This is a genomic window from Streptomyces broussonetiae, from assembly GCF_009796285.1.
GTDB lineage: Bacteria > Actinomycetota > Actinomycetes > Streptomycetales > Streptomycetaceae > Streptomyces > Streptomyces broussonetiae.
Window position 1 is genome coordinate 2,693,629 of sequence record NZ_CP047020.1, and the last position, 23,834, is coordinate 2,717,462.

The 23,834-nt window shown below is 71.2% G+C and carries 20 protein-coding genes; 12 read left to right on the forward strand and 8 right to left on the reverse strand.

Translation table 11 applies throughout. From position 1 onward, the window contains the following. Positions 1-5: 5 nt before the first annotated feature. From GQF42_RS12455 to GQF42_RS12470, 4 genes are read left to right on the forward strand one after another with little or no spacing between them, the layout of a single operon-like run. Positions 6-821, forward strand: coding sequence for an aminoglycoside N(3)-acetyltransferase (locus tag GQF42_RS12455; protein WP_158919702.1), 816 nt, complete (start codon positions 6-8; stop codon positions 819-821). A 31-nt stretch (positions 822-852) separates the two neighbouring features. After that, positions 853-1,776, forward strand: coding sequence for an ABC transporter ATP-binding protein (locus GQF42_RS12460; protein WP_158919703.1), 924 nt, complete (start codon positions 853-855; stop codon positions 1,774-1,776). Then, a complete protein-coding gene (locus GQF42_RS12465; protein ID WP_158919704.1) occupies positions 1,773-2,546 on the forward strand; it encodes an ABC transporter permease in 774 nt (257 codons plus the stop codon). Before GQF42_RS12460 ends, GQF42_RS12465 begins: the two co-directional genes overlap by 4 nt. A gap of 46 nt (positions 2,547-2,592) precedes the next feature. Further along, positions 2,593-3,603, forward strand: a complete 1,011-nt coding sequence (locus GQF42_RS12470) for a COX15/CtaA family protein (RefSeq protein WP_158919705.1) — start codon at positions 2,593-2,595, stop codon at positions 3,601-3,603. Positions 3,604-3,798: 195 nt separating this feature from the next. Here GQF42_RS12470 and GQF42_RS12475 read toward each other — a convergent pair whose 3' ends face one another. The 3 genes from GQF42_RS12475 to GQF42_RS12485 all read right to left on the reverse strand — a co-directional run bounded on the left by GQF42_RS12475 (position 3,799) and on the right by GQF42_RS12485 (position 6,456). Then, entirely contained in the window at positions 3,799-4,905 is a 1,107-nt protein-coding gene (locus GQF42_RS12475; protein WP_158919706.1) for an amidohydrolase family protein, read from the reverse strand. Positions 4,906-5,087: 182 nt separating this feature from the next. Continuing rightward, positions 5,088-5,408: a hypothetical protein gene (locus tag GQF42_RS12480; protein ID WP_158919707.1), complete on the reverse strand. Its 321-nt coding sequence runs from the start codon at positions 5,406-5,408 to the stop codon at positions 5,088-5,090. Between the two features lie 91 nt (positions 5,409-5,499). Beyond that, complete coding sequence (locus tag GQF42_RS12485; RefSeq protein ID WP_158930068.1) at positions 5,500-6,456, reverse strand: heme o synthase; 957 nt, start codon at positions 6,454-6,456, stop codon at positions 5,500-5,502. Between the two features lie 390 nt (positions 6,457-6,846). Here GQF42_RS12485 and tkt point away from each other — a divergent pair, with 390 nt between their 5' ends. Genes tkt through pgl form a run of 5 tightly spaced genes read left to right on the forward strand, consistent with a single transcriptional unit; the run spans position 6,847 to position 13,460 of the window. Beyond that, on the forward strand, positions 6,847-8,934 hold the full coding sequence (gene tkt, locus GQF42_RS12490; protein WP_158919708.1) for a transketolase: 2,088 nt from the start codon (positions 6,847-6,849) through the stop codon (positions 8,932-8,934). Between the two features lie 33 nt (positions 8,935-8,967). After that, positions 8,968-10,086 (forward strand): transaldolase, encoded by a 1,119-nt coding sequence (gene tal, locus GQF42_RS12495; RefSeq protein WP_158919709.1) that lies wholly within the window; start codon positions 8,968-8,970, stop codon positions 10,084-10,086. A gap of 1 nt (position 10,087) precedes the next feature. Next, entirely contained in the window at positions 10,088-11,626 is a 1,539-nt protein-coding gene (gene zwf, locus GQF42_RS12500) for a glucose-6-phosphate dehydrogenase (protein WP_158919710.1), read from the forward strand. Beyond that, positions 11,623-12,681, forward strand: coding sequence for a glucose-6-phosphate dehydrogenase assembly protein OpcA (gene opcA / locus GQF42_RS12505; RefSeq protein WP_158919711.1), 1,059 nt, complete (start codon positions 11,623-11,625; stop codon positions 12,679-12,681). The genes zwf and opcA overlap by 4 nt, the downstream gene beginning before the upstream one ends. After that, a complete protein-coding gene (gene pgl, locus GQF42_RS12510; protein WP_158919712.1) occupies positions 12,678-13,460 on the forward strand; it encodes a 6-phosphogluconolactonase in 783 nt (260 codons plus the stop codon). Before opcA ends, pgl begins: the two co-directional genes overlap by 4 nt. A gap of 48 nt (positions 13,461-13,508) precedes the next feature. On the opposite strand, the gene GQF42_RS12515 is transcribed toward pgl, so the two are convergent. From GQF42_RS12515 to GQF42_RS12535, 5 genes are all read right to left on the reverse strand, one after another. Beyond that, complete coding sequence (locus GQF42_RS12515) at positions 13,509-14,348, reverse strand: carbohydrate ABC transporter permease (RefSeq protein WP_158919713.1); 840 nt, start codon at positions 14,346-14,348, stop codon at positions 13,509-13,511. Between the two features lie 10 nt (positions 14,349-14,358). Continuing rightward, on the reverse strand, positions 14,359-15,711 hold the full coding sequence (locus GQF42_RS12520; protein WP_158919714.1) for an ABC transporter permease: 1,353 nt from the start codon (positions 15,709-15,711) through the stop codon (positions 14,359-14,361). An 11-nt stretch (positions 15,712-15,722) separates the two neighbouring features. Continuing rightward, on the reverse strand, positions 15,723-17,048 hold the full coding sequence (locus GQF42_RS12525) for an ABC transporter substrate-binding protein (protein ID WP_158919715.1): 1,326 nt from the start codon (positions 17,046-17,048) through the stop codon (positions 15,723-15,725). Positions 17,049-17,089: 41 nt separating this feature from the next. Further along, complete coding sequence (locus GQF42_RS12530) at positions 17,090-18,700, reverse strand: glycoside hydrolase family 13 protein (protein WP_199272658.1); 1,611 nt, start codon at positions 18,698-18,700, stop codon at positions 17,090-17,092. A gap of 135 nt (positions 18,701-18,835) precedes the next feature. Continuing rightward, on the reverse strand, positions 18,836-20,107 hold the full coding sequence (locus tag GQF42_RS12535) for an ABC transporter substrate-binding protein (RefSeq protein ID WP_158919716.1): 1,272 nt from the start codon (positions 20,105-20,107) through the stop codon (positions 18,836-18,838). Positions 20,108-20,239: 132 nt separating this feature from the next. On the opposite strand from GQF42_RS12535, the gene GQF42_RS12540 reads away from it, so the two are divergent. From GQF42_RS12540 to GQF42_RS12550, 3 genes are read left to right on the forward strand one after another with little or no spacing between them, the layout of a single operon-like run. After that, positions 20,240-20,746 (forward strand): PadR family transcriptional regulator, encoded by a 507-nt coding sequence (locus GQF42_RS12540; protein WP_158919717.1) that lies wholly within the window; start codon positions 20,240-20,242, stop codon positions 20,744-20,746. Next, positions 20,743-21,492: an ABC transporter ATP-binding protein gene (locus GQF42_RS12545; RefSeq protein ID WP_158919718.1), complete on the forward strand. Its 750-nt coding sequence runs from the start codon at positions 20,743-20,745 to the stop codon at positions 21,490-21,492. The genes GQF42_RS12540 and GQF42_RS12545 overlap by 4 nt, the downstream gene beginning before the upstream one ends. A 2-nt stretch (positions 21,493-21,494) precedes the next feature. Then, positions 21,495-23,777, forward strand: a complete 2,283-nt coding sequence (locus tag GQF42_RS12550; protein ID WP_158919719.1) for an ABC transporter permease — start codon at positions 21,495-21,497, stop codon at positions 23,775-23,777. Positions 23,778-23,834: the final 57 nt, after the last annotated feature.

A 23,834-nucleotide genomic window follows, 5' to 3' on the forward strand; every position in this document is an offset into this window, starting at 1 on the left:
GAACCATGGCCACACCCCCTCCGACCGGCCCACTTGTCACCCGGGACACCATCGCCGCACAGCTGCGACTGCTGGGTGTCAGGAGCGGCGAGATCCTCCTGGCGCACTCCTCGCTCAGCTCGCTCGGCTGGGTCAATGGAGGCGCGGTCGCCGTCGTCCAGGGCCTGCTCGACGCCCTCGGCCCGGACGGCACGCTCGTCGTCCCGACGCAGACCGGCGATCTGTCCGACCCGGCGGTGTGGTCGAACCCGCCGGTGCCCAGGCAGTGGTGGGACCGGATCCGGGCCACCATGCCCGCCTACGATCCGCTGATCACCCCCACCCGCGGGGTCGGGGTGGTCCCGGAGACCGTGCGGACCTGGCCCGGTGCGCTGCGCAGCGCCCACCCGCAGACCTCCTTCGCGGCGGTCGGCCCGCACGCGCGCGAGATCACCGTCGGTCACGCGCCCGACTGCCGGCTCGGCGAGCGCAGCCCGCTGGCCCGCCTGGAGAAGCTCGGCGCCCGGGTCCTGCTGCTGGGCGTGGGCTACGACGCCTGCACCAGCTTCCACCTGGCCGAGTACCGGATACCCGCCCCCCTGGTCCCGGTCGGCCGGCCCGCTCCGGGCGGCGGCTGGGAGACCGTGACCGAGGTCTCGATCACCTCCGACCGGTTCGACGAGCTGGGCCACGACTTCGAACGGGACCGGAACGTCGTACGGGGCACGGTGGGCGCGGCGGACGTACGGCTGTTCCCGGTGGGGGACGCGGTGGCCTACGCGCAGCGGTGGCTGCCGCTGCACCGACCTCGTGAGGAGGAGTTCCCGCACCCCCGCGCCTGAGCGGTCCGGCGTCTCCCTAGACTCTGGATCCATGCGAAGTGAGCCCGTGGTCCAGGTCCAGGCACTGGTGAAGCGGTACGGCACGAAGACCGCGGTGGACGGCCTCGACCTGGTGGCCCAGGCGGGTGTGACCGCCGTCCTCGGTCCCAACGGTGCGGGAAAGACGACCACGGTCGAGACCTGCGAGGGGTACCGGAAGCCGGATTCCGGCGCGGTGCGCGTCCTGGGCCTCGACCCGGTGCGCCAGTGCGCCGAGCTGCGTCCCCGTATCGGTGTGATGCTGCAGTCCGGCGGCGTGTACTCCGGCGCCCGGGCCGACGAGATGCTGCGGCACGTGGCCAAGCTGCACGCGCATCCGCTGGACGTGGACGCGCTGATGGAGCGGCTCGGGCTCGGCTCCTGCGGCCGTACCTCCTACCGCCGGCTCTCCGGCGGCCAGCAGCAGCGGCTCGCGCTCGCCATGGCCGTCGTCGGCCGCCCGGAGCTGGTCTTCCTGGACGAGCCGACCGCCGGCCTCGACCCACAGGCCCGCCGGGCCACCTGGGAGCTGGTGAAGGACCTGCGCGCCGACGGGGTCGCGGTGATCCTCACCACCCACCACATGGACGAGGCCGAGCAGCTCGCCGACGACGTGGCGATCATCGACGGTGGCAAGGTCATCGCCCAGGGCTCCCCTGAGGAGCTGTGCAAGGGCGGCGCCGAGAACACCCTGCGCTTCACCGGCCGCCCCGGCCTCGACGTCGGTTCCCTGCTCAAGGCGCTCCCGGCCGACTGCACGGCCGCGGAGCTGACCCCGGGCGCCTACCGGGTCATCGGCAAGGTCGACCCGCAACTGCTGGCCACGGTGGCCTCGTGGTGCGCCCAGCACGGGGTGATGCCGGACCGGATCTCGGTCGAGCGGCACACCCTGGAAGACGTCTTTTTGGAACTGACCGGCAAGGAGTTGCGTTCATGACGACCGCGACCGGTACCTACACCCCCGAGCCGGGTGCGGCGCCGCTTCCCCGCATGATCGCGGCGCAGGCGGCCCTGGAGACCAGGATGCTGCTGCGCAACGGCGAGCAGCTGCTGCTCACGGTCGTCATCCCGACCCTGCTGCTCGTGCTCTTCAGCTCCGTCGACATCGTCGACACCGGCAAGGGCAAGGCGGTCGACTTCCTCGCTCCCGGCATCCTGGCGCTCGCCGTGATGTCGACCGCGTTCACCGGGCAGGCCATCGCGACCGGCTTCGAGCGCCGCTACGGCGTGCTCAAGCGGCTCGCCGCCTCGCCGCTGCCCCGCTGGGGGCTGATGACCGCGAAGACGGCGTCCGTGCTGGTCACGGAGGTCCTTCAGGTCATCCTGCTGACGGTGATCGCGTTCGCGCTGGGCTGGCACCCGCACGGCAACCCCGCCGCCGTCCTGCTCCTGCTGATCCTCGGCACGGCCGCCTTCTCCGGACTCGGGCTGCTGATGGCGGGCACGCTGAAGGCGGAGGCGACCCTGGCCGCGGCCAACCTGGTCTTCCTGCTGCTGCTCGTCGGCGGCGGGGTCATCGTCCCGCTCGACAAGTTCGGCTCGGCCGGGCAGCACGTCCTCGGGCTGCTGCCGATCTCGGCGCTCTCGGACGGTCTGCGGGACGTGCTCCAGCACGGGGCCGGGACGCCGTGGGGCGACCTGGGGATCCTGGCCGTGTGGGCGGTCGTCGCCCTGGCCGCGGCCGGAAGGTTCTTCCGCTGGGAGTGAAGCCACGGTGGACCCTCGTGAAAGCGTGCACAAGCGGCGGCCTACGATGGTGCGCGTGCCAAAGCTGACCCGCGCCGACGCCGTAGCCGCCCTGCGCAACCCGCTCGCCTTCATCGCCGAACGCTGGACCCCGGAGCCCCGGACCGTGCAGCGGGCGGCCCTTGCCGCGCTCGTCATGTCCGTGGTCATCGTGGTCACCGGCGGTGCCGTACGCCTGACCGGCTCGGGCCTCGGCTGCCCGACCTGGCCCGAGTGCACCGACGGCTCGCTGACGCCGACGAACGCGCTGAGCTATCACAGCGCCATCGAGTTCAGCAATCGCATGCTGACGTACGTACTGTGCGCCGCGGTCGGCTGGGCGATCATCGCGGCACGCTCCGAGAAGCCGTACCGGCGCAGCCTGACCCGGCTGGGCTGGGCGCAGTTCTGGCTCGTCATGGGCAACGCGGTGCTGGGCGGCATCGTGGTGCTCGTCGGCCTCAACCCGTACACGGTCGCGGCCCACTTCCTGCTGGCGACGGCCCTGATCACGGTCGCCGCGGTGATGTGGCAGCGCACCCGCGAGGGCGACGGCGCGCCCCGGCCGCTGGTCGGCAAGGCCGTGCAGCAGCTGGTGTGGGTGCTCGTCGTCGCCTCCGTGCTGCTGATCGCGGTCGGCACGGTCGTCACCGGCGCCGGCCCGCACGCGGGCGACTCCAGCGACGTCAAGCGCATCCCGATCGACTGGGAGACCGTCGCCAAGCTGCACGCCGTGCTCGCCTGGATCGTGGTGACGCTCACCTTCGCCCTGTGGTTCGTCCTCAAGGCGGTCGACGCCCCCAAGGGTCCGCTGGACCGTACGCGCGACCTGTTCCTGATCCTGCTCGGCCAGGGTGTCATCGGCTACGTCCAGTACTTCACCCACCTGCCCGAGATGCTCGTCGGCCTGCACATGCTCGGTTCGTGCCTGGTGTGGATCGGCGTCCTGCGCATCCTGCTCTCCCTGCGTGAACGCCCGGAGACCGCCGTGGACCTGCCCGGACCGGCGGCCGAGGTGACGGTGGGGACGCGCGCGTAGGCCGGTCCGCGCGGCGCCTCACCCGTACGTGGCCCGTCTCCCCGTGCAACAGCCGGCCGGAGCCGAACAGCTCGCGCCGGGTGACGGGGGTGACCGGCGGCGCAACATGACGGTGCGCCCTGGTTGAGGTGGGACCGGTCCGGGTCGCTCAGGGCAGCGGCGGCCGTACAGGTGTGGTGGAACAGTCCGGTCGGCTCACTCCAGCCCGTACACCCGCAGTGCGTTGCCCGCCGCGACCATCCGGGCCACCCGCTGGGCGTCCTCCAGGGACCAGGCGTCCTCGGCCACCCAGGCACCCAGGACCCGGCTCAGGGCCTCGCGGAAGAGCCGGGCGCCGACGACGTGCAGCTCGGGCAGGCCATGGGCACCGGTGGAGAAGAGGATCTTGCCGAAGGGGGCCAGTTCCAGGATCTCGGCGAGGACCGTGGCGGCGCGGGCCCCGGTGCGCACGAGCGCGGCACCCGAGTCGGTGTAGACATGCGCGAAGACCCCGGCCAGGTGGGCGGCGTGGCGGTGGTACGGATAGCCGTGCAGCAGGATCAGGTCGGTGCCGAGGCCGGCCGTGGCCCTGACGAAGTCGGTGAGCAGTACCGGGTCCGTACGGTCGATGCGGGAGCCGGGCTCGCCGAGCCCCGCGTGCAGTTGGAGCGGGAGTCCGGAGGCGACGGCGATCCACAGCAGGTGCCGCAGCAGCACGGGGTCCGTGAGCGCGCCACCGACCCGGCGCCCGGCCAGCCAGCGGCCCGCCGCGCCCCGCACCTCCCCCGGCCCCGGCGGTTCGGGCGCGAGGGCGAGGCCGTGTCTGAGCCCCGCGACGGAGGTGAAGGCGACGGCGTTCGCGGCGGCGCCGTGCACCGACTCGGCGAGGTTGGCGAGGAAGGACTCGACGGTGCCGGAGGTGTCGGCGACCTGCTCCGCGAGCAGCTCGAGCCGGATGATCTCGTGGGCCCGGGCGAAACCGGCGGAGGCCATCTCGGCGGGGCCGGTGAGGTCGCCGGGCAGGCCGGTGTCGACCAGGTACGTGGTGATGCCGCTGCCCCGCAGCAGCCTGCGGCCCGCTTCCAGGACGCCCAGTTCACGCCGTCGGGCGAGATAGCGTGCGGGCGCACAGTGGGGTTCCAGGCCGAGCAGGGGCGGGCACCAGCGTCGTACGGCGAAGCCCGTCTGGGTGTCGAAGAGGGTGGTGCCGGGTGCCGGCGGGCCCTCGGTGCGGGCGAGTTGGGCCTCGAAGGTGCCGAGGCCCAGTTCGGTGCGGAGTACTCCGTGGCAGTACTGGTCCACGAGGGACGGCGTTTCGATCATCCCGGTCTCCCCGCAGGACGCTGCGCTGTGCCTTGCAGTCCTAACGGGTGGACGGCGTTCGAGGTCGCGGATCGGCTCGGGAATGCGCGTTGTTGGGCGACTCCAGGCCGTCTTTGGCTGCTCGCGCTCCCGCGGCGCAGCCGCACACGGATACAGCCCCGCGCCCCTTGGGGTCGGCTGCCTCAACCGCCGATCTGAATCCCGGCCATCCTCTTCCACTCGTACGGCCCCGTCTTCACCTTCGCCGCGAATTCACCGTCGAAGGACTCGTGGACGGTGATGCCGGACTTCTCGACGGCCTTCTCGGCGATCTCCGTGCTGGGGGCCACCAGGTCGCCCCAGCCGCCGTCCTCTCCGACGAGGACGATGCGGGCGCCACGTTCGCCGATGTGGGCCACCTGGCCCTCGGCACCGCCGTGTGCCTTGGCGAAGGCGCTGATCTGGTGGGCGAGCCGGGACACCTTGCGCTCGGCCCGCGCGTCAACCTGCTGTGTGTCTGCCATGGCCAGGATGCTACCCACGAGTAGATCAAACGGCGACGGGAGGGGTGCGTGGCCTTGACCACGCACCCCTCCCGTCGGCGCGGAAGAGTGGTTACCGCAGGAACGGGTCGACCGCGACGGCGACGAAGAGGATCGACACGTAGGTGATCGACCAGTGGAAGAGGCGCATCTCCTTGAGCTTCACGCCCGTCACCTCGGCCTTCGCCCGGTTCTGCAGGCCGTGCGCCTCCCAGAGCCAGAAACCGCCGGCCGCGAGGGCGACCACCGTGTAGAACCAGCCGGTGTAGCCGAGCGGGGTGAGGAGCAGGGAGACCGCGACCATCACCCAGCTGTAGATGACGATCTGCCGGGCGACGACCTTGTTGGAGGCGATGACCGGGAGCATCGGCACTCCCACGCGCGCGTAGTCCTCCTTGACCTTCATGGACAGCGGCCAGTAGTGCGGCGGGGTCCAGAAGAACATGACGAGGAAGAGGATGATCGGCGCCCAGGACATCGAGTCCGTGACCGAGGACCAGCCGATCAGCACCGGCAGGCAGCCGGCGATGCCGCCCCACACGATGTTCTGCGACGTACGCCGCTTGAGGATCATCGTGTAGACGACGACGTAGAAGAGGAGCGCGCCGAGCGACAGCCAGGCGCTCAGCCAGTTGACGGTGAGCCCGAACAGCAGCGTCGAGACGACCGCCAGGGTGATGCCGAAGGCCAGGCACTCGCGCGGGCTGACCATGCCGGTGACGAGGGGCCGCTGCGAGGTGCGGTCCATCAGGGCGTCGATGTCGCGGTCGATGTACATGTTGAGCGCGTTGGCGCCGCCCGCGGACAGGTACCCGCCGATGCAGGTGAGCAGCACCAGTTTGAGGTCCGGCACACCCTGCTGCGCCAGGAACATCACCGGAACGGTGGTGATGAGCAGCAGCTCGATGATCCGCGGCTTCGTCAGAGCCACGAACGCCTTGACACGGGCCCCGAACGGCCGGTGAACCGGGCCCTGGCTCGCACCACCGAGCAAGCCCGCTGGACGGGATTCGACGGCCGTCACGCACACCCCTGACAGAGACATCCCAGCAAGCCTCCCCGTGTGAAGTACCGGTAAAGGCTCGCGCGTACCACGCCACTTTAGACGTTGCCCATACCCCGCCCTCCGCGGGGGTGGGGTCGTGTTGGCGGCCCCTCGTAGGAGGACCCCCATAAGAGGTGACCCACCCCTCGATTGAGCGCTCAGATGACCGGCCGCGTATTCATGTGCCAAATGCCGTGTCGGCCAGTCGGGAGGCGGATCGCGCGGACTCCCGGCAGTCTGGAATGAGTCGAAAAAACGCACGTCCTTACGGGGGTAGGCTCGACAGCGGCCGGCGGGCAGAAGCACGCCGGCGGCCGGGTGGGCACATGCCCCGAAGACCGGCGACCGACATGTGGAGAGGAGCCCTGACCCAGGGTGAGCACCAAGCCGACCACCACAGACCTCGAGTGGACCGAGCTGGACCAGCGGGCCGTCGACACCGCCCGTGTCCTGGCCGCAGACGCCGTACAAAAGGTCGGCAACGGCCATCCCGGTACGGCGATGAGCCTGGCCCCGGCCGCGTACACCCTCTTCCAGAAGGTGATGCGGCACGACCCGGCCGACCCCGAGTGGGTAGGACGCGACCGCTTCGTGCTGTCCGCCGGCCACTCGTCCCTGACCCTCTACACCCAGCTCTACCTGGCCGGCTTCGGCCTGGAGCTGGAGGACCTCGAGTCCTTCCGTACCTGGGGTTCGAAGACCCCGGGCCACCCGGAGTACGGGCACACCAAGGGCGTCGAGACCACCACCGGTCCGCTGGGCCAGGGTGTCGCCAACGCGGTGGGCATGGCGATGGCCGCCCGCTACGAGCGCGGCCTGTTCGACCCGCAGGCGCCGCAGGGCGAGTCGCCCTTCGACCACTTCGTGTACTGCATCGCCGGTGACGGCTGCCTCCAGGAGGGCATCTCCGCCGAGGCGTCCTCGCTGGCCGGCCACCAGAAGCTCGGCAACCTGATCCTGCTGTGGGACGACAACCACATCTCGATCGAGGGCGACACCGAGACGGCTGTCTCCGAGGACACCGTCAAGCGCTACGAGGCCTACGGCTGGCACGTGCAGCGTGTGGAGGCCAAGGAGAACGGCGACCTGGACCCGGAGGCGATCTTCGCGGCGATCCAGGCGGCCAAGGCGGTCACCGACCGGCCGTCGTTCATCGCGATGCGCTCGATCATCGCCTGGCCGGCCCCGAACGCGCAGAACACCGAGGCCGCGCACGGCTCGGCGCTGGGCGCGGAGGAGGTCGCGGCCACCAAGCGCGTCCTCGGCTTCGACCCGGAGAAGAGCTTCGAGGTCTCCGACGAGGTCATCGCCCACACCCGCAAGGCCCTGGAGCGCGGCGCGCAGGCCAAGGCCGAGTGGGAGAAGTCGCTGCAGGTCTGGCGCGACGACAACGCCGAGCGGGCCGCCGAGTTCGACCGGATCAGCAAGGGCGAGCTGCCCGTCGGCTGGGAGGACAAGCTCCCGGTCTTCGAGCCCGGCAAGGGCGTCGCGACGCGTGCCGCGTCCGGCAAGGTGCTGCAGGCGCTCGGTGCGGTCATCCCGGAGCTGTGGGGCGGTTCCGCCGACCTCGCCGGGTCGAACAACACCACCATCGACAAGGACAGCTCGTTCCTGCCCGAGGGCAACCCGCTGCCGGAGGCCAACCCCTACGGCCGCACGATTCACTACGGCATCCGTGAGCACTCCATGGGCGCCGAGATGAACGGCATCGCCCTGCACGGCAACACCCGTATCTACGGCGGCACGTTCCTCGTCTTCTCCGACTACATGCGCAACGCGGTGCGCCTGTCGGCCCTGATGCACCTGCCGGTGACGTTCGTGTGGACGCACGACTCCATCGGCCTCGGCGAGGACGGCCCGACCCACCAGCCGGTCGAGCACCTGGCCTCGCTGCGCGCCATCCCGGGCCTGAACATCGTCCGGCCGGCCGACGCCAACGAGACCGCGATCGCCTGGCGCGAGGTCCTCAAGCGCTACACCAAGGAGTTCGGCAAGGGCCAGCCGCACGGCTTCGCCCTCACCCGCCAGGGCGTGCCGACGTACGAGCCCAACGAGGATGCGGCGAAGGGTGGTTACGTCCTCTTCGAAGCGGACGGCGGCGCCCCGCAGGTGATCCTGATCGCCACCGGTTCCGAGGTGCACGTGGCCGTCGAGGCGCGTGAGCAGCTCCAGGCCGACGGTGTCCCCACGCGCGTGGTGTCGATGCCGTCCGTGGAGTGGTTCGAGGAGCAGGACCAGGGGTACCGGGACTCCGTGCTGCCGCCGTCGGTCAGGGCCCGCGTGTCGGTCGAGGCGGGTATCGGTCTCACGTGGCACAAGTACGTGGGGGACGCCGGCCGCATCGTTTCCCTGGAGCACTTCGGTGCTTCCGCCGACGGCAAGGTGCTCTTCCGCGAGTTCGGCTTCACTGCCGAGAACGTGGCCGCCAAGGCCCGGGAATCCCTCGCCGCCACCCAGCGCTGACGCCCATATACGACACGTAGGAGATGTAATTCCATGACAGACGCACTCAAGCGCCTCTCCGAGGAAGGCGTCGCGATCTGGCTGGACGACCTGTCGCGCAAGCGGATCACGTCCGGCAACCTCGCCGAGCTGATCGACCAGCAGCACGTCGTGGGCGTCACCACCAACCCGACGATCTTCCAGAAGGCGATCAGCGGCGGCGACGGCTACGAGCAGCAGCTCACGGACCTCGCCGCCCGCAAGGTCACCGTCGAAGAGGCCGTCCGCATGATCACGACGGCGGACGTCCGCGACGCCGCCGACATCCTGCGCCCGGTCTTCGACGCCACGGACGGCCAGGACGGCCGGGTCTCCATCGAGGTCGACCCCCGCCTCGCCCACAACACCAGGGCGACCGTCGCCGAGGCCAAGCAGCTGGCCTGGCTGGTGGACCGCCCCAACACCCTGATCAAGATCCCGGCCACCAAGGCGGGTCTGCCGGCGATCGCCGAGGTCATCGGGCTCGGCATCAGCGTCAACGTCACGCTGATCTTCTCGCTGGAGCGCTACCGCGCGGTCATGGACGCCTACCTCACCGGCCTGGAGAAGGCCAAGGCGCGCGGCCTGGACCTGTCGCTCATCCGTTCCGTGGCGTCGTTCTTCGTGTCCCGTGTGGACACCGAGATCGACAAGCGCCTGGACGCCCTCGGCACCGACGAGGCCAAGGCGCTGCGCGGCAAGGCCGCCGTCGCCAACGCGCGCCTCGCCTACCAGGCGTACGAGGAGGTCTTCTCCTCCGACCGCTGGCAGGCGCTGGAGAACGCGGGCGCCCGCAAGCAGCGTCCGCTGTGGGCGTCGACCGGCGTGAAGGACCCGGCGTACCGGGACACGATGTACGTCACCGACCTGGTCGGTCCGAACACGGTCAACACCATGCCGGAGGCCACCCTGGAGGCCACCGAGGACCACGGCGAGATCACCGGCGACACCATCACCGGCACCTACGAGCAGGCCCGCGCCGACCTCGACGCGGTCGAGAAGCTCGGGATCTCGTACGACGACGTGGTCCAGGTGCTGGAGGACGAGGGCGTCGAGAAGTTCGAGGCGTCCTGGATCGACCTGCTGAAGTCGACCGAGGCGGAGCTCAAGCGCCTCACCCCCTCGGAGGGATGATTTGTCACCCCTCGTCGGATCCGGAGCGAACCCGCTTCGTGACCCCGCCGACCGACGGCTCCCGCGTATCGCGGGGCCGTCGGGCCTGGTGATCTTCGGCGTCACGGGCGACCTGTCGCGCAAGAAGCTGATGCCCGCGGTGTACGACCTCGCCAACCGGGGTCTGCTGCCGCCGGGCTTCTCGCTGGTGGGCTTCGCCCGCCGCGAATGGGAGAACGAGGACTTCGCCGCCGAGGTCCACGACGCCGTCAAGGCGCACGCCCGTACGCCGTTCCGGGAGGAGGTCTGGCAGCAGCTCATCCAGGGGATGCGCTTCGTCCAGGGCACCTTCGACGACGACGATGCCTTCGAGCGGCTGCGCGCCACCATCGAGGAGCTGGACAAGGCGCAGGGCACGGGCGGCAACTTCGCCTTCTACCTGTCGGTGCCGCCGCGCTCCTTCCCCGTCGTCATCCAGCAGCTCAAGAAGCACGGGCTGGCCGACCAGACCGGCGGTTCCTGGCGGCGCGCGGTCATCGAGAAGCCGTTCGGCCACGACCTGAAGTCGGCCGAGGAGCTGAACAAGGTCGTGCACGAGGTCTTCGAGCCGGACCAGGTGTTCCGGATCGACCACTACCTCGGCAAGGAGACCGTCCAGAACATCCTGGCGCTGCGCTTCGCCAACACGATGTTCGAGCCGATCTGGAACCGGTCCTTCGTGGACCATGTGCAGATCACCATGGCCGAGGACATCGGCATCGGCGGCCGGGCCGGCTACTACGACGGCATCGGCGCCGCCCGTGACGTCATCCAGAACCACCTCCTCCAGCTCATGGCTCTCACCGCCATGGAGGAGCCCGCCTCCTTCGGCGCGGACGCGCTGGCCGCCGAGAAGGAGAAGGTGCTCGGCGCCGTACGGCTGCCGGCGGACCTCGGCAAGCACACTGTGCGCGGTCAGTACGCGGGTGGCTGGCAGGGCGGCGAGAAGGTCATCGGCTACCTCGAAGAGGACGGCATCGACGCCAAGTCGAAGACCGACACCTATGCCGCGATCAAGCTGGAGGTCGACAACCGCCGCTGGGCGGGGGTCCCCTTCTACCTGCGCACCGGCAAGCGCCTCGGCCGGCGCGTGACGGAGATCGCGGTCGTCTTCCAGCGGGCCCCGCACTCCCCCTTCGACCACACGGCGACGGAGGAGCTGGGCCAGAACGCGATCGTCATCCGTGTCCAGCCGGACGAGGGCATCACGGTCCGCTTCGGTTCCAAGGTGCCGGGCACCTCGATGGAGATCCGCGACGTCTCGATGGACTTCGCCTACGGCGAGTCCTTCACCGAGTCGTCGCCGGAGGCGTACGAGCGGCTGATCCTGGACGTGCTGCTGGGCGACGCCAACCTCTTCCCGCGCACGGAGGAGGTCGAGCTGTCCTGGAAGATCCTCGACCCGATCGAGCAGTACTGGGACAAGCACGGCAGGCCCGCCCAGTACCCGTCGGGCACCTGGGGCCCCGCCGAGGCGGACGAGATGCTTGCACGAGACGGACGGAGCTGGCGCCGGCCATGAAGATAGACCTGACCGACACCACTGCCGGCGACATCAACAAGGCGCTCGTCCAGGGCCGCCGTGCCATCGGCACTCCCGCCGTCGGCATGGTCCTCACCCTCGTCATCGTCACCGACGAGGAGAACGCCTACGACGCGCTGAAGGCCGCGGGCGACGCGTCGCGCGAGCACCCTTCGCGCACGCTGGTGGTCATCAAGCGGGTCTCCCGCTCCCCGCGCGACCGTACGACCTCCCGGCTGGACGCCGAGGTACGGGTCGGTGCGGACGCGGGCACCGGCGAGACGGTCGTGCTGCGGCTGTACGGCGAGGTCGCCGACCACGCCGACTCGGTCGTGCTGCCGCTGCTGCTGCCGGACGCCCCGGTCGTGGTGTGGTGGCCGGTGAACGCCCCGCTGGACCCGGCGAAGGACCCGCTGGGCGCACTCGCCCAGCGCCGGGTCACCGACACCTACGCCGCCGAGCAGCCGGTGCGGGAGCTGTCGGCCCGCGCCGAGGCCTACACGCCCGGTGACACCGACCTGTCCTGGACCCGGATCACGCCGTGGCGCTCGATGCTCGCGGCCGCCCTGGACCAGGTCACCTGCGAGGTGCGGGGCGTCGAGGTGGAGGGCGAGGAGTTCAACCCGAGCTGTGAGCTGCTGGCGATGTGGCTCGCGGACCGGCTGGAAGTCCCCGTCAGGCGTTCCCTGTCGTCCGGCCCGGGTCTGACGGCCGTCCGCATGGAGACCACCTGCGGGCCGGTCGTCCTGGACCGGGCCGACGGCTCGCTGGCCACGCTGTCCATCGAGGGCCAGCCGGCCCGCGCGGTGGCGCTCAAGCGGCGGGAGACCGCCGAGCTGATCGCGGAGGAGCTGCGCCGGCTCGACCCGGACGACACCTACGCGTCGGCACTGCGCTACGGCGTGGAGCGGCTGGACACCGCGCCGGAGCAGGCCTCCACGGAGACGGCCGAACCGGCCGCCGAGCCCGAGGCGGTGCCGGCCGGGGCGCCCGCGAAGAAGACGGCGGCCGGGACCGCGAAGAAGGCTCCGGCGAGGAAGGCGGCGGCGAAGTGAGCACTCCGCAACTGGTCGTCCACCGCGACAAGGAACTGATGGCGCAGGCCGCGGCGGCCCGCCTCATCACGAAGATCGTGGACGCGCAGGCCTCCCGGGGCACCGCGTCCGTGGTCCTCACCGGCGGCCGCAACGGCAACGGCCTGCTGGCCGCGCTCGCGGCGGCGCCCGCGCGGGACGCCGTCGACTGGAGCCGCCTGGACCTGTGGTGGGGCGACGAGCGCTACCTTCCCGAGGGCGACCCCGAGCGCAATGTCACGCAGGCCCGCGAGGCGCTGCTGGACTCCGTACCACTGGCCCCGGAGCGCGTGCACGCCATGCCCGCCTCCGACGGCCCGTACGGCGCGGACGTCGACGCCGCGGCGGAGGCGTACGCGGCGGAGCTGGCGAAGGCGTCCGGGCCGGAGAACCACGGCTCGGTGCCCACCTTCGACGTGCTCATGCTGGGTGTCGGCCCGGACACCCATGTGGCCTCGCTGTTCCCGGAGCTGCCGGCCGTACGGGAGACCGAGCGCATGGTGGTCGGCGTGCACGGCGCGCCCAAGCCGCCGCCGACCCGGATCAGCCTGACCCTGCCCGCGATCCGCGCGGCTCGCGAGGTGTGGCTGCTCGCGGCCGGCGAGGACAAGGCGGAGGCCGCGGCCATCGCCCTGTCGGGCGCGGGCGAGATCCAGGCCCCGGCGGCGGGCGCGTACGGGCGGCAGCGCACCCTGTGGCTGCTGGACGCCGCGGCGGCTTCGCAGCTGCCCCGGTCGCTGTATCCCCCGTCGTCACCGTGAGGACTGTTTGTGGACAGCGGCGGCGGGGACTTGGGTCCCCGCCGCCGCTCATTTCACGGATCCTGCCATCACGCCCTGCACGAAGTGCCGCTGGAACGCGAAGAACACCACCACCGGCACGATCAGGGAGAGGAACGCGCCCGGGGCCAGGACGTCGATGTTGCTGCCGAACTGACGGATCTGGGACTGGAGTTGCACGGTCAGCGGCTGGGAGGAGCTGTCCGCGAAGAGCAGCGCGACCAGCATGTCGTTCCAGACCCACAGGAACTGGAAGATGGCGAGTGAGGCGATCGCCGGGCGCCCGACCGGCAGCACCAGCCGCGTGAAGATGCGCCACTCGGTGCCGCCGTCCATCCGTGCCGCCTCCAGCATCTCCTTGGGCATCTCCGCGAAGTAGTTGCGCAGCAGGAACACCGCGAACGGCAGTCCGTACGCCACGTGGAAGAGAACGACCCCGGGGATCGTGCCGAACAGGCCCAGCGCGCCGAAGAGTTTGGCCACCGGCAGCAGGCCGATCTGCACCGGCACCACCAGCAGAGCCACCACCAGCAGGAAGAGCGGCTCCCTGAGCGGGAAGTCCAGCCAGGCGAAGGCATATCCGGCGAGGGCCGCGATGACCACCACGAGCGTGGTCGCCGGCACCGAGATCAGCACCGTGTTCCAGAAGGCCTGGGTGATGCCGGAGTTCTTCAGCAGCGCCGAGTAGTTGTCGAAGGACAGCTGCCCGGGGCTCGTCAGGGCGGTCCACCAGCCGCCCTTCGCGGTGTCCTGCGCCGAGCGCAGGGAGGACACGAAGAGGCCCGCGAGCGGGGTCAGCCAGACCAGGCCGATCACCACCAGGAAGGCCTGCACCAGGCCGTTGCCCAGGCCCCGCCTGATCACGTTCATCGTTGGCTCCTCATCGCTGACTACGGCGGAAACGGCGGACGTTGAACACCATCGCGGGGACCACCAGGAGCAGCAGAAGCACACCGAGGGCGCTGCCGAGCCCCTGGTTGTTGCCACCGCCGAAGGAGACCAGCCACATCTGTGTGGCCAGCACCGTGGCGTCCTCCTGCACCGGTCCGGGCGCGATGATGTAGACGAGGTCGAAGACCTTCATCACGTTGATCACGAGGGTCACGAAGACGACCGTGAGCACGGGGGCCAGCAGCGGGACGGTGATGCGGTGGAAGATCTGCCACTCGTTCGCGCCGTCCATCCGCGCCGCCTCCAGCGCATCCCGGGGCAGGGTGGAGAGCCCCGCGCCGATGAGGACCATCGCGAAGCCGGTCCAGATCCACAGGTATGCGCCGATGATCGCCGGTGTGACGAGGGTCGGGCCGAGCCAGGAGATGCCCTGATAGGGCTGGGCGAAGTTGGACTCCGGCAGCTTCACGGTGTACGACCCGGCGGTCAGCCCCGAGAAGCGGAAAGAGCCGTCGGCCGCGGTGGTCGTGCTCCCGGCCGTCCTCCCGTCACGCACCGCCTGGACCGTCATGCCGGGCAGCCCGCTCTCGCCGGGGTCGACCTTGCCCTGTCTGCCACCCCCGCCGGGGGTGAAGTCCAGGTAGACGACTCCGCGCAGTTCACCGGGGGTGGCCGCGTGCGCGGCGGCCGGGTAGGCAGGCGAGGCGTTCTTCGGCAGGTCCCCCGGCAGGACGCCGACCATGGGGAGGGTCACCGAATGGCCCGTCGAGGCCGTCGTACGCCAGGAGCCGTCCCGGTCCTGGGTCAGCAGGCCCTCGCGCCCTCGGGCCGTCGGGTACGCCGATGTGCTCTGGAAGGCGTCATGGACGGAGACGACGGCCGCGTTGAGCACGCCCTTGTTCGGGTCCGCGTCGTAGGCGAGGCGGAAGATGATGCCGGCGGCGAGGAAGGACACGGCCATCGGCATGAAGAGCAGGAGCTTGAAGGCCGTGGCCCAGCGGACCTTCTCCACCAGCACGGCCAGGACCAGGCCGAGGCCGGTCAGCAGGGCCGGGGCCACGACGACCCAGATCGCGGTGTTGCGGACGGCCTTCAGGGTGGCCGGGTCGCGGAACATCTCCGTGTAGTTGCCGGCGCCGACGAAGCGGGTGCCGGAGGCGTCGAAGAAGCTGCGGCCGACGGAGAACAGCACCGGGTAGACGACGAGCGCGCCGAGCAGGAGCAGCGCCGGGAAGACGAAGAGCAGGGCGACCAGCCGGGCGCGCCGCCGGCCGCGGCGCCCGCGCGCCGCGCCGGCGGCCCGCGGGCCCGCCTGCTGTTTCACGTAAGTGGTGGCGGTCATGGTGCTGTCGCTCAGTTCTGGTAGGCCTTGGCGGCGGCGGACTCCAGCTGCGCCGCGGTGCCCTTGGGGTCCGAGGGGTCGCGCAGGAAGTCCTGGAGCAGCTTCCACTCGCCCGCGCCCTTGGTGCCGCCGAAGGCGGCGGGCGCCTGGTCGGACATGTCGAAGCGGACCGAGTCGCCCGCGTCGATGAGGGACTTGGCGGTCGCCCGCGTGACGTCGTCGCCGTACGAGGCGAGGTCGAGCTTCCTGTTGGCGGAGAGGAAGCCGCCCGCCTTCGCCCACACGGCCGCCGCCTCGGGGGTGGCCAGGTACTCCAGGAGCTTCATGCCGGCCGTGGCGTTCTTGCCGTCCTTGAGGACGACCGCCGCGTCACCTCCGCTGACCACCGGTGCCGTGCCGCCGTCGACCGAGGGGAAGGGGAAGAAGTTCGCGTCCTTGCCGATGGTCCTGCCGAACTGGTCGTGGGCGACCCCGGCCACGAAGTCGCCCTCGTAGACCATGCCGGCCTCGGGCTTGGGTCCGAACACCTTCTCCACCGAGGTCGGGAAGTCGGTGTTCAGGGCCTCCTTCTGGCCGCCCGCGAGGAGCTGCTTGTCCTTGAACAGCTTGCCGAGGGTGGTGAGCGCCCTGACGACGGAGGCGTCGGTCCACCTGAGCCGGTGGGTGGCGAGGGCGTCGTACTTCTGGGGTCCGGCCTGGGAGAGGTAGATGTTCTCGAACCAGTCGGTGAGCGTCCAGCCGTCCTCACCGCCGACGGCGAAGGCGGCGAGCCCGGAGTCGGAGACGGTGTGCCCGTCCTTGAGCATCTCGTCGTACGTCTTCGGCGGCTTGACCCCGGCCTGGGCGAGCGCGGCGGGGCTGTACCAGACGGTCGACTTGTGGGCGGCCTTGAAGTAGAGGCCGTACAGGGTGCCTTCGACGCTGCCGTACTTCTTCCACACGGGTGCGTAGTCGGCGGTGATCGTCGCTTGCGCGGTCGGCGACAGCGGCTTGAGCCAGCCCTTCTTCGCGAACTGCTCCAGGACGCCGACCTGCGGGACCATCACGACGTCGGGTGCGTTGCCGCCCTCGATCTTGCTGCCGACGACGGTGGAGACGTTGTCGCCGGTCGACACGAACTGGGTCTTGGCGCCGGTCTTCGCGGTGAACGCGTCCAGCACCTTCTGGAAGTTCTTCTGCTCGCTGCCGGACCAGACACCGGCCACGGTGACGGTCTGGCCGCTGAGCGTCTTGTCCCCGCCGCCGGCCGAGACCGGTCCGCCGCCGCAGGCGGTGGCGCCGAGCGCGAGGGCGAGGGCGGTGCAGCTCGTGAGCAGGGTCGTACGTCGTCGCATCATCGCTGACGGGCCTTTCGGTGGAGGTGGATGGGCCGGGGGGATCAGAGGTCGTTCAGCCACCAGGCGGCCGTGGAGCCGGGCAGGACGCCGGGCGGGCAGGGGCCGCTGGACAGCAGGGGGGTGCCGGAGACCGGCGCGGGAGTGGGGGCCGTGGTGAAGTTGACGGCGCAGATCAGGTCGTCGCCGCGGGCGAAGGCGAGGACGCCGGGCGGGGTGTCCAGCCAACGCAGCGTCCCCTCGCCCAACTGGGGCAGTGACCGCCTCAGCTGGAGGCCGTCGCGGTACAGGTGCCAGAAGGAGCGGGTGTCGGCGAGGGCGCGGTCGGTGGCGTACTCGGCGAAGTAGTCCGGCTGCGGCAGCCAGGGTTTGGCGCCCTGCGCGCCGGAGGTGAAGCCGAACGGCGAGGCCTGGCCGGACCAGGGCAGCGGCACCCGGCAGCCGTCGCGGATGCGGGCGCGGCTGCCGGTGCGGTGGAAGATCGGGTCGGTGAGGACGTCGTCGGGCAGGTCGACGACCTCGGGCAGCCCCAGTTCCTCGCCCTGGTAGATGTACGCGGCTCCGGGCAGCGCCAGCATCAGCAGCGCGGCGGCGCGGGCGCGGACGGCTCCGAGGCCGCTGCCCTCGGTGGCGGGTTCGCCGTAGCGGGTGACGGTGCGGACCTGGTCGTGGTTGTTGAGGACCCAGGTGACCGTGGAGCCGGTGCCGGCGATGTCCTGCATGGCCTCGGAGACGACCTTGCGGAAGGCGTCGGCGTCCCAGGGGGCGCCGAGCAGGTCGAAGAAGAAGGCCTGGTGGAGTTCGTCCGGGCGGACGTACAGGGCGTGTTCGCGTGCGGTGGGGACGGAGACCTCGCCGACGAGGAGGCGTTCGCGGCCGTCGCGCTCCCGGTACTCCTCGCATATGGAGCGCCAGCGCCGCCACACCTCGTGCACCTCGGGCTGGTTCCAGGCGAGCGGGTTGACCGAGTCGCGGGTGCGGGCGTCGGCCTCGGGGTCGTCGGAGTCGGGCAGTTCGGGGTGCTTGAACAGGCCGGCGGCGACATCGATGCGGAAGCCGTCCACGCCGCGGTCCAGCCAGAACCGCAGGACGCGGTCGAACTCGGCGGGGATCCCCGGGTCGCGCCAGTTCCAGTCGGGCTGTTCGGGCGTGAACATGTGCAGGTACCACTGGCCGTCGCCGACCCTCGTCCAGGCCGGGCCGCCGAACATGGCGTGCCAGTTGTTGGGCGGCTCGGCGCCGCCCGGGCCACGGCCGTCGGCGAAGTGGAAGCGGGCGCGGGCCGGGCTGCCGGGTGCGCCGTCCAGGGCCTCGCGGAACCAGGGGTGCTCGCTGGAGCAGTGGTTGGGGACGATGTCGAGGAGCACCTTGATGCCGAGCCGGTGGGCGGCCGCCGTCAGCAGGTCGAACTCGGCGAGGTCGCCGAAGAGGGGGTCGACCCCGCAGTAGTCGGCCACGTCGTAGCCGTGGTCGTGCTGCGGCGAGGGGTAGAACGGGCTCAGCCAGATCCCGTCGACACCGAGCTTCTTCAGATACGGCAGCCCCGCGCGGACCCCGGCGAGATCGCCGACGCCGTCGCCGGTGCTGTCCAGAAAGCTGCGGACGTAGACCTGGTAGATCACCGCGTCACGCCACCAGTCGTGCTTACTCAACATGCATGCATGTTAGGTAGGAGCCTCGCGGGGATGTCAACGAAGTGAACGGAAGCTACCGGCCAGTTGACTGACCATATATGGACAAACCGCCGCAATGAGCCACCAGTCGTGATGACGGCGTTACTTAACAGGTAACTATCGACGGGCGATGGTGTCGAGTTCGCGCGCCAGTCGTCGCACGGCCTGCTCGGGCGTCTCGCGCCCGGTCAGGGCGCCGTACACCACCGCCTGCACGACCAGGCTGACCTGGTCGTAGTGCGCGCTCTTGGGGCGCGGCGCGGCGGTGAGCACGGCGGTGCGCAGGGTCGGCAGATAGGGGAACTGCCGGATCAGCGCGGGATCCTGGTAGAGCGCGGCGCGTACGGGCGGCAGCGCGCCCCGGGTGAGTACCTGGCGCTGGACCTGCTCGCTGGTGAGGTAGGCGATCAGGCGCGCGGCGGAATCGGGGTGCCGGGCATGGGTGTTGACCGCCAGGTTGGAACCGCCCAGGACGCTCGTCCCCGGTCCGTCGGGGCCGGGCAGCGGTACGGCGCCGATCCGGCCGGCGACCCTGGAGCCCTTGGCGGAGGCGACGGCGTAGGCGTAGGGCCAGTTGCGCAGGAAGAGCAGTCTGCCGTCCTGGAAGGCCTGTTTGGACTCCTCCTCCTTCCACGTCAGCGCCGCCTTCGGGATCCAGCCCTCGCGGACCCCCCGGGCGAGGAAGCCGATGCCCTCACGGGCGGCGGCCGAGTCGACGGTGACCCGGGTGCCCTCGTCACCGAGGATGGACCCGCCCGCCGAGTACACGGCCTCGGCCGCGTTGACGGTGAGGCCCTCGTACGGCAGGAACTGGCCCGCGTAACCGTCGAGTCCGTACCTGGGCGCGATGGTCCTGGCGTCGCGCTCCAGCTCGGCCCAGGTACGCGGCGGCGGCACACCCTCCTTGGCGAGGACGTCCTTGCGGTACAGCAGGAGTCCGGCGTTCGTGACGTACGGGACCGCGTACAGCCGTCCGTCGTAGGTCGCCGTGTTCACGACGGGCGGCAGGAAGCTCTTCAGCGGGAAGCGGCTCGGGGGCAGTGGTCGGATCCAGCCGGCCGCCGCGAACTCCGAGGTCCAGTTGACGTCGATGTTGAGGACGTCGAAGCGGCTCCGGTCGCCGCCGCGCAGGTCGGTCGTCATCTGCGCATGGGTCTCGTCGGCCGAGTCCGGCAGCTCGACGAGGGTGACCTTCTCGCCGGGGTGGGTGCGGTTCCAGCCCTGGAGCAGTGGGCCGAGATAACCGGTGAGGTCGCCGGCGGTGGCCAGAGTGAGCGGACCGCGCCCACCGCCCGCGCCCTCCTCGGCGCGGGCCCCGGAGGTGACGTACCCGGCGATGACCACGGCAAGAACGAGGAGGCCCCTACCGGCGGCGCGCATCCACCGCATAGGTTCCTCCTTGAACACGTACGCACGGCTCCGGGCACCCTCGCCCCGGGAGTCAGAGGCCATGTATACCTGTTAGGTATGAGCGATACTAGGGCCCGGAGCACATTGTGAGCAGACAGGAGGACAGCACGAGTGCGCCTGCCCCTCCTGGCACTCCTCGCCCGCGGCCCCGCCCACGGCTATGAGCTGAAGCAGGACCTTGAGCAACTGCTGGGCTCCGCGTACCCTCAGCCGAACGTCGGCCAGATCTACGTCACCCTCGGCCGCCTGGAGAAGTCCGGGCTGATCGAGGGCGAGGACGTCGAGCAGTCCAGCCGACCCAACAAGAAGGTCTACCACCTCACCGACGCCGGGCGGGAGGCGCTGCACGCCTGGTTCGAGGAGACCGAGGAAGAGCCGCGGGTACGGGACGAGTTCTTCATGAAGCTGGCCCTCGCCCCGCAGACCCGTCTCGCCGACCAGATCGCGCTCATCAACAAGCAGCGGCGCCAGTACCTCAACACCATGCGCAACCTGTCGAAACTGGCCGCGGCCGAGAACCGGGACAACCGAATCGCCCACCTGCTGATCGAGGGCGCGATGCTGCACCTGCAGGCCGACCTGGACTGGCTGGAGCGGTGCCAGGAGGAACTGGAATGAGCGAGGACCGTGTTCCGGTGCTCCGCGCCGCGGGCCTGGTGAAGACCCACCACGGGGAGGGCGCGCCCGCGCACGCCGTCCGCGAGGTGGACCTCGGTGTGGCCCGGGGCGAGTTCGTCGCGATCACCGGCCCGTCCGGCGCCGGGAAGTCGACGCTGCTGCACCTGCTGGGCGGACTGCAGCGGCCGGACGCCGGCAGCATCTGGCTGGACGGCCGCTGCACGGACTCCTTCAGCGAGGCGCGCTGGGCGGTGGAGCGCCGCCGGTCCATCGGCATCGTCTTCCAGTTCTTCAACCTGGTGTCGAACCTGTCCGTCGCCGACAACGTCGAACTGCCCGCCCTGCTGGCCGGTGCACCGCCGAAGAAGGCCCGCGCCGAGCGCGAGGCGCTCCTGGCCGAGCTGGGTCTCGAGGGCAAGGAGCGCAGCCTGCCCGGCGAGCTGTCCGGTGGCGAGCAGCAGCGGGTCGCGCTCGCCCGGGCCCTGGTCAACCATCCGCCGCTGCTGCTGGCGGACGAGCCCGCGGGCAGTCTGGACAGCAAGGGCACCCGCGAGGTGATGCGGCTGCTGTCCCGCTTCCACGGACGCGGCCAGACCATCGTGCTGGTCACGCATGACGCCCGGCTGGCCAGCGCCGCGGACCGGGTGATCAGCTTCTTCGACGGCCGCATAGCGGACGATGCCTCGCTGGACGGTGCGCCGCCGCGCCGCGCCGGCATCTCCGGTGTACTGGAGCTGAAGGACTGACCGTGCGGGCCACCCTGCGCTGGGCGCACTCCGATCTGCGCACGCATCGCGGCGAGGCGCTGTTCCTCGTGCTGGCCACCGCCGGCATCGTCGCCTCACTGCTGCTGGCCACCGCTCTGTTCGGCTATGCGACCAATCCCTGGCAGCGGACCTTCGCCGAGGCGCGTGGGGCCCATGTGTGGATCCACACGGCGCAGTCCGCGGACACCGGAAGGCTCGCCCGGCTGGACGGCGTCACGTCCGTCGCCGGTCCCTACCGCACCGAGCCCGTCACCGTCGCCGCACGCGGCACCCGTGCCTCCGTCGAACTGCGGGGCACCCCGCACCTGCCCTCCGTCGGCCGGCCGCTGCTCACCGCCGGGCACTGGCTGGATCCGGCCGAGCCGGACGGTGTGGTGCTGGAGAGCGGCCTGGCCCGCGCCCTGCTGGCCGAGCCCGGCGACACCCTGACCCTGCCCGGCACCGCCCGCACCCTGACCGTCGAGGGCATCGCGGACAGCGCCGAACCCGCGTACAGCCCTGGCGAGGAGCCGGGCCTGGTCTGGGCCCTGCCGTCCGCGGTCCGGGCGCCGGGCGGCCAGGTCATCGGGCTGCGGCTCGGTGATCCGTCCGACACCGACTACGCGGTGCAGCGCGCCGTCACCGTGCTGGGCGCGGGCGCGGTCGGCGAGGTCTCCACCTGGCAGCAGGCGCGCGCCCAGGCACAGGGCGACAACCGGCTGCTCGGGCAGGTACTCGGTCTGTTCGGTCTCGGCGCGCTGATCGCGGCCGGGTTCGCCGTGCACGGGGCGATCGCCACCCGGATCCGCGGCCATCTGCGGGACCTGTCGGTGCTCAAGGCGATCGGCTTCACCCCCGGCCAGGTCGTACGGATCTTCCTGCTCCAGCACCTCGCCTACGCCCTGCTCGGAGCCGTGGCCGCCGCCGCGCTCACCGACACGCTGGGCAGCAGGATCCCCGGGCGGCTCGGTGACGCCGTGGGCGTGTGGCAGGGACTGCCGGGGCACACCGTGGCGCTGCTGGCGGTGCCCGCGGGTGCAGTGCTGTTCATCGGCCTGACCACGGGCCTCGCGGCCTGGCGAGCCGGACGGGTGCCACCGGTTCCGTTGCCGCGCCCGGCCACTGCGGCGGGCGGACGGCTCTCCGGGGCCGCCCGGCGGGCGCTCGGGCTGCGGCTGCCGGCCGCGCTGGTCCTCGGCTGCCACAAGGCGGTCACGGGGCGCGGACGCGCGTTGGCCACCGTGGCCCGGCTGACCCTGCCGTTGCTGCTGATCGTGGTGGCGCTCAGCGCCTGGACCACGATCGACCGCTTCCACACCAGCCCGGCCCGGGTCGGGCTGCCCACCTCGCTCACGGTCCGCACCGACGGCACACCGCCCGCGGCGGACTTGCGGTCCCTGCTGACCGGCGACTCCCGTGTGGCCGCCACCTATCCGGGGGTCGAGCTGGCCGCGCTGGTGCCCGGACAGACCGGGACCATCGCCCTGCGCGGCCTCGGCACCGACACCCGGCCCTATCCCTGCTCCCTCGCCGAAGGCCGGGCCGCGCACGGCCCGGACGAGGCGGTGGCCGGGCAGGGACTGCTGGACCTGCTGCACGCGCGGGTCGGCGACTGGGTACGGTTGATGGTCGGCGACCGCCCACAGATCCTGCACATCGTCGGCCGCAGCATCGAACCGCAGAACGCCGGCCGGGTGGTGACGACCTCCCTGGACACCCTGCGCGAGAACGACCCGCAGCTCGCCCCGGCCTTCTACGAGCTGCAGCTGCACCCGGGCGCCGACCCGCACCGCGTGGCCGCCGCACTCACCGCCGCCGGCCGGGGCCATCTGGACGTGCACGCCGTGCCGAACCCGGCCGACGGCATGTCCCCGCTGCGCGCGGTCGTCGCCGGCCTGATCGCGGTGCTCGCCCTCATCGGGCTGGTCGAACTGCTGACCGCGATCGGCGGGAGCGTGCGCGAGGGCGAGCGGGACGTGCTCGCCCTCAGGGCGATCGGCATGTCCCCGCGGCAGATCACCGCGATCACCGTCACGGCCACGAGCTGTACGGCCCTGGCCGCGACCCTCGCCGCCACGGCCCTCGGGCTGCCGCTGGCCCGCCGGCTCATCGACGCCCAGGGCGCCTCCAGCGGCATCGGTGCGGGGATCGCCCAGTCCCCGTCGCCCGAGCTGCTGCTCGCGCTGGGCTCGGCCGCCGTGCTGGGAGCGGCCGCGCTCGCTGCGCTGCCCGCGGCCCGCGCGGCACGCGGACGGCTCGCGGACACACTGAGCGCGGTGGCCTGAGCCGGCGCCCGGGTGGTGCCGGGACCCGTGATCAGCGGCAGCGCACGGGAGCCGGAC

Bases quoted from the DNA above. Each gene is read 5' to 3' on its own strand.
- GQF42_RS12455 (WP_158919702.1), top strand. From the start codon at position 6: ATGGCCACACCCCCTCCGACCGGCCCACTTGTCACCCGGGACACCATC.
- GQF42_RS12515 (WP_158919713.1), bottom strand. From the start codon at position 14,348: ATGAACGTGATCAGGCGGGGCCTGGGCAACGGCCTGGTGCAGGCCTTC.
- GQF42_RS12530 (WP_199272658.1), bottom strand. From the start codon at position 18,700: ATGTTGAGTAAGCACGACTGGTGGCGTGACGCGGTGATCTACCAGGTC.
- GQF42_RS12470 (WP_158919705.1), top strand. From the start codon at position 2,593: ATGGTGCGCGTGCCAAAGCTGACCCGCGCCGACGCCGTAGCCGCCCTG.
- GQF42_RS12465 (WP_158919704.1), top strand. From the start codon at position 1,773: ATGACGACCGCGACCGGTACCTACACCCCCGAGCCGGGTGCGGCGCCG.
- GQF42_RS12460 (WP_158919703.1), top strand. From the start codon at position 853: ATGCGAAGTGAGCCCGTGGTCCAGGTCCAGGCACTGGTGAAGCGGTAC.
- GQF42_RS12525 (WP_158919715.1), bottom strand. From the start codon at position 17,048: ATGATGCGACGACGTACGACCCTGCTCACGAGCTGCACCGCCCTCGCC.
- opcA (WP_158919711.1), top strand. From the start codon at position 11,623: ATGAAGATAGACCTGACCGACACCACTGCCGGCGACATCAACAAGGCG.
- GQF42_RS12545 (WP_158919718.1), top strand. From the start codon at position 20,743: ATGAGCGAGGACCGTGTTCCGGTGCTCCGCGCCGCGGGCCTGGTGAAG.
- GQF42_RS12480 (WP_158919707.1), bottom strand. From the start codon at position 5,408: ATGGCAGACACACAGCAGGTTGACGCGCGGGCCGAGCGCAAGGTGTCC.
- tal (WP_158919709.1), top strand. From the start codon at position 8,968: ATGACAGACGCACTCAAGCGCCTCTCCGAGGAAGGCGTCGCGATCTGG.
- GQF42_RS12535 (WP_158919716.1), bottom strand. From the start codon at position 20,107: ATGCGGTGGATGCGCGCCGCCGGTAGGGGCCTCCTCGTTCTTGCCGTG.
- GQF42_RS12520 (WP_158919714.1), bottom strand. From the start codon at position 15,711: ATGACCGCCACCACTTACGTGAAACAGCAGGCGGGCCCGCGGGCCGCC.
- GQF42_RS12475 (WP_158919706.1), bottom strand. From the start codon at position 4,905: ATGATCGAAACGCCGTCCCTCGTGGACCAGTACTGCCACGGAGTACTC.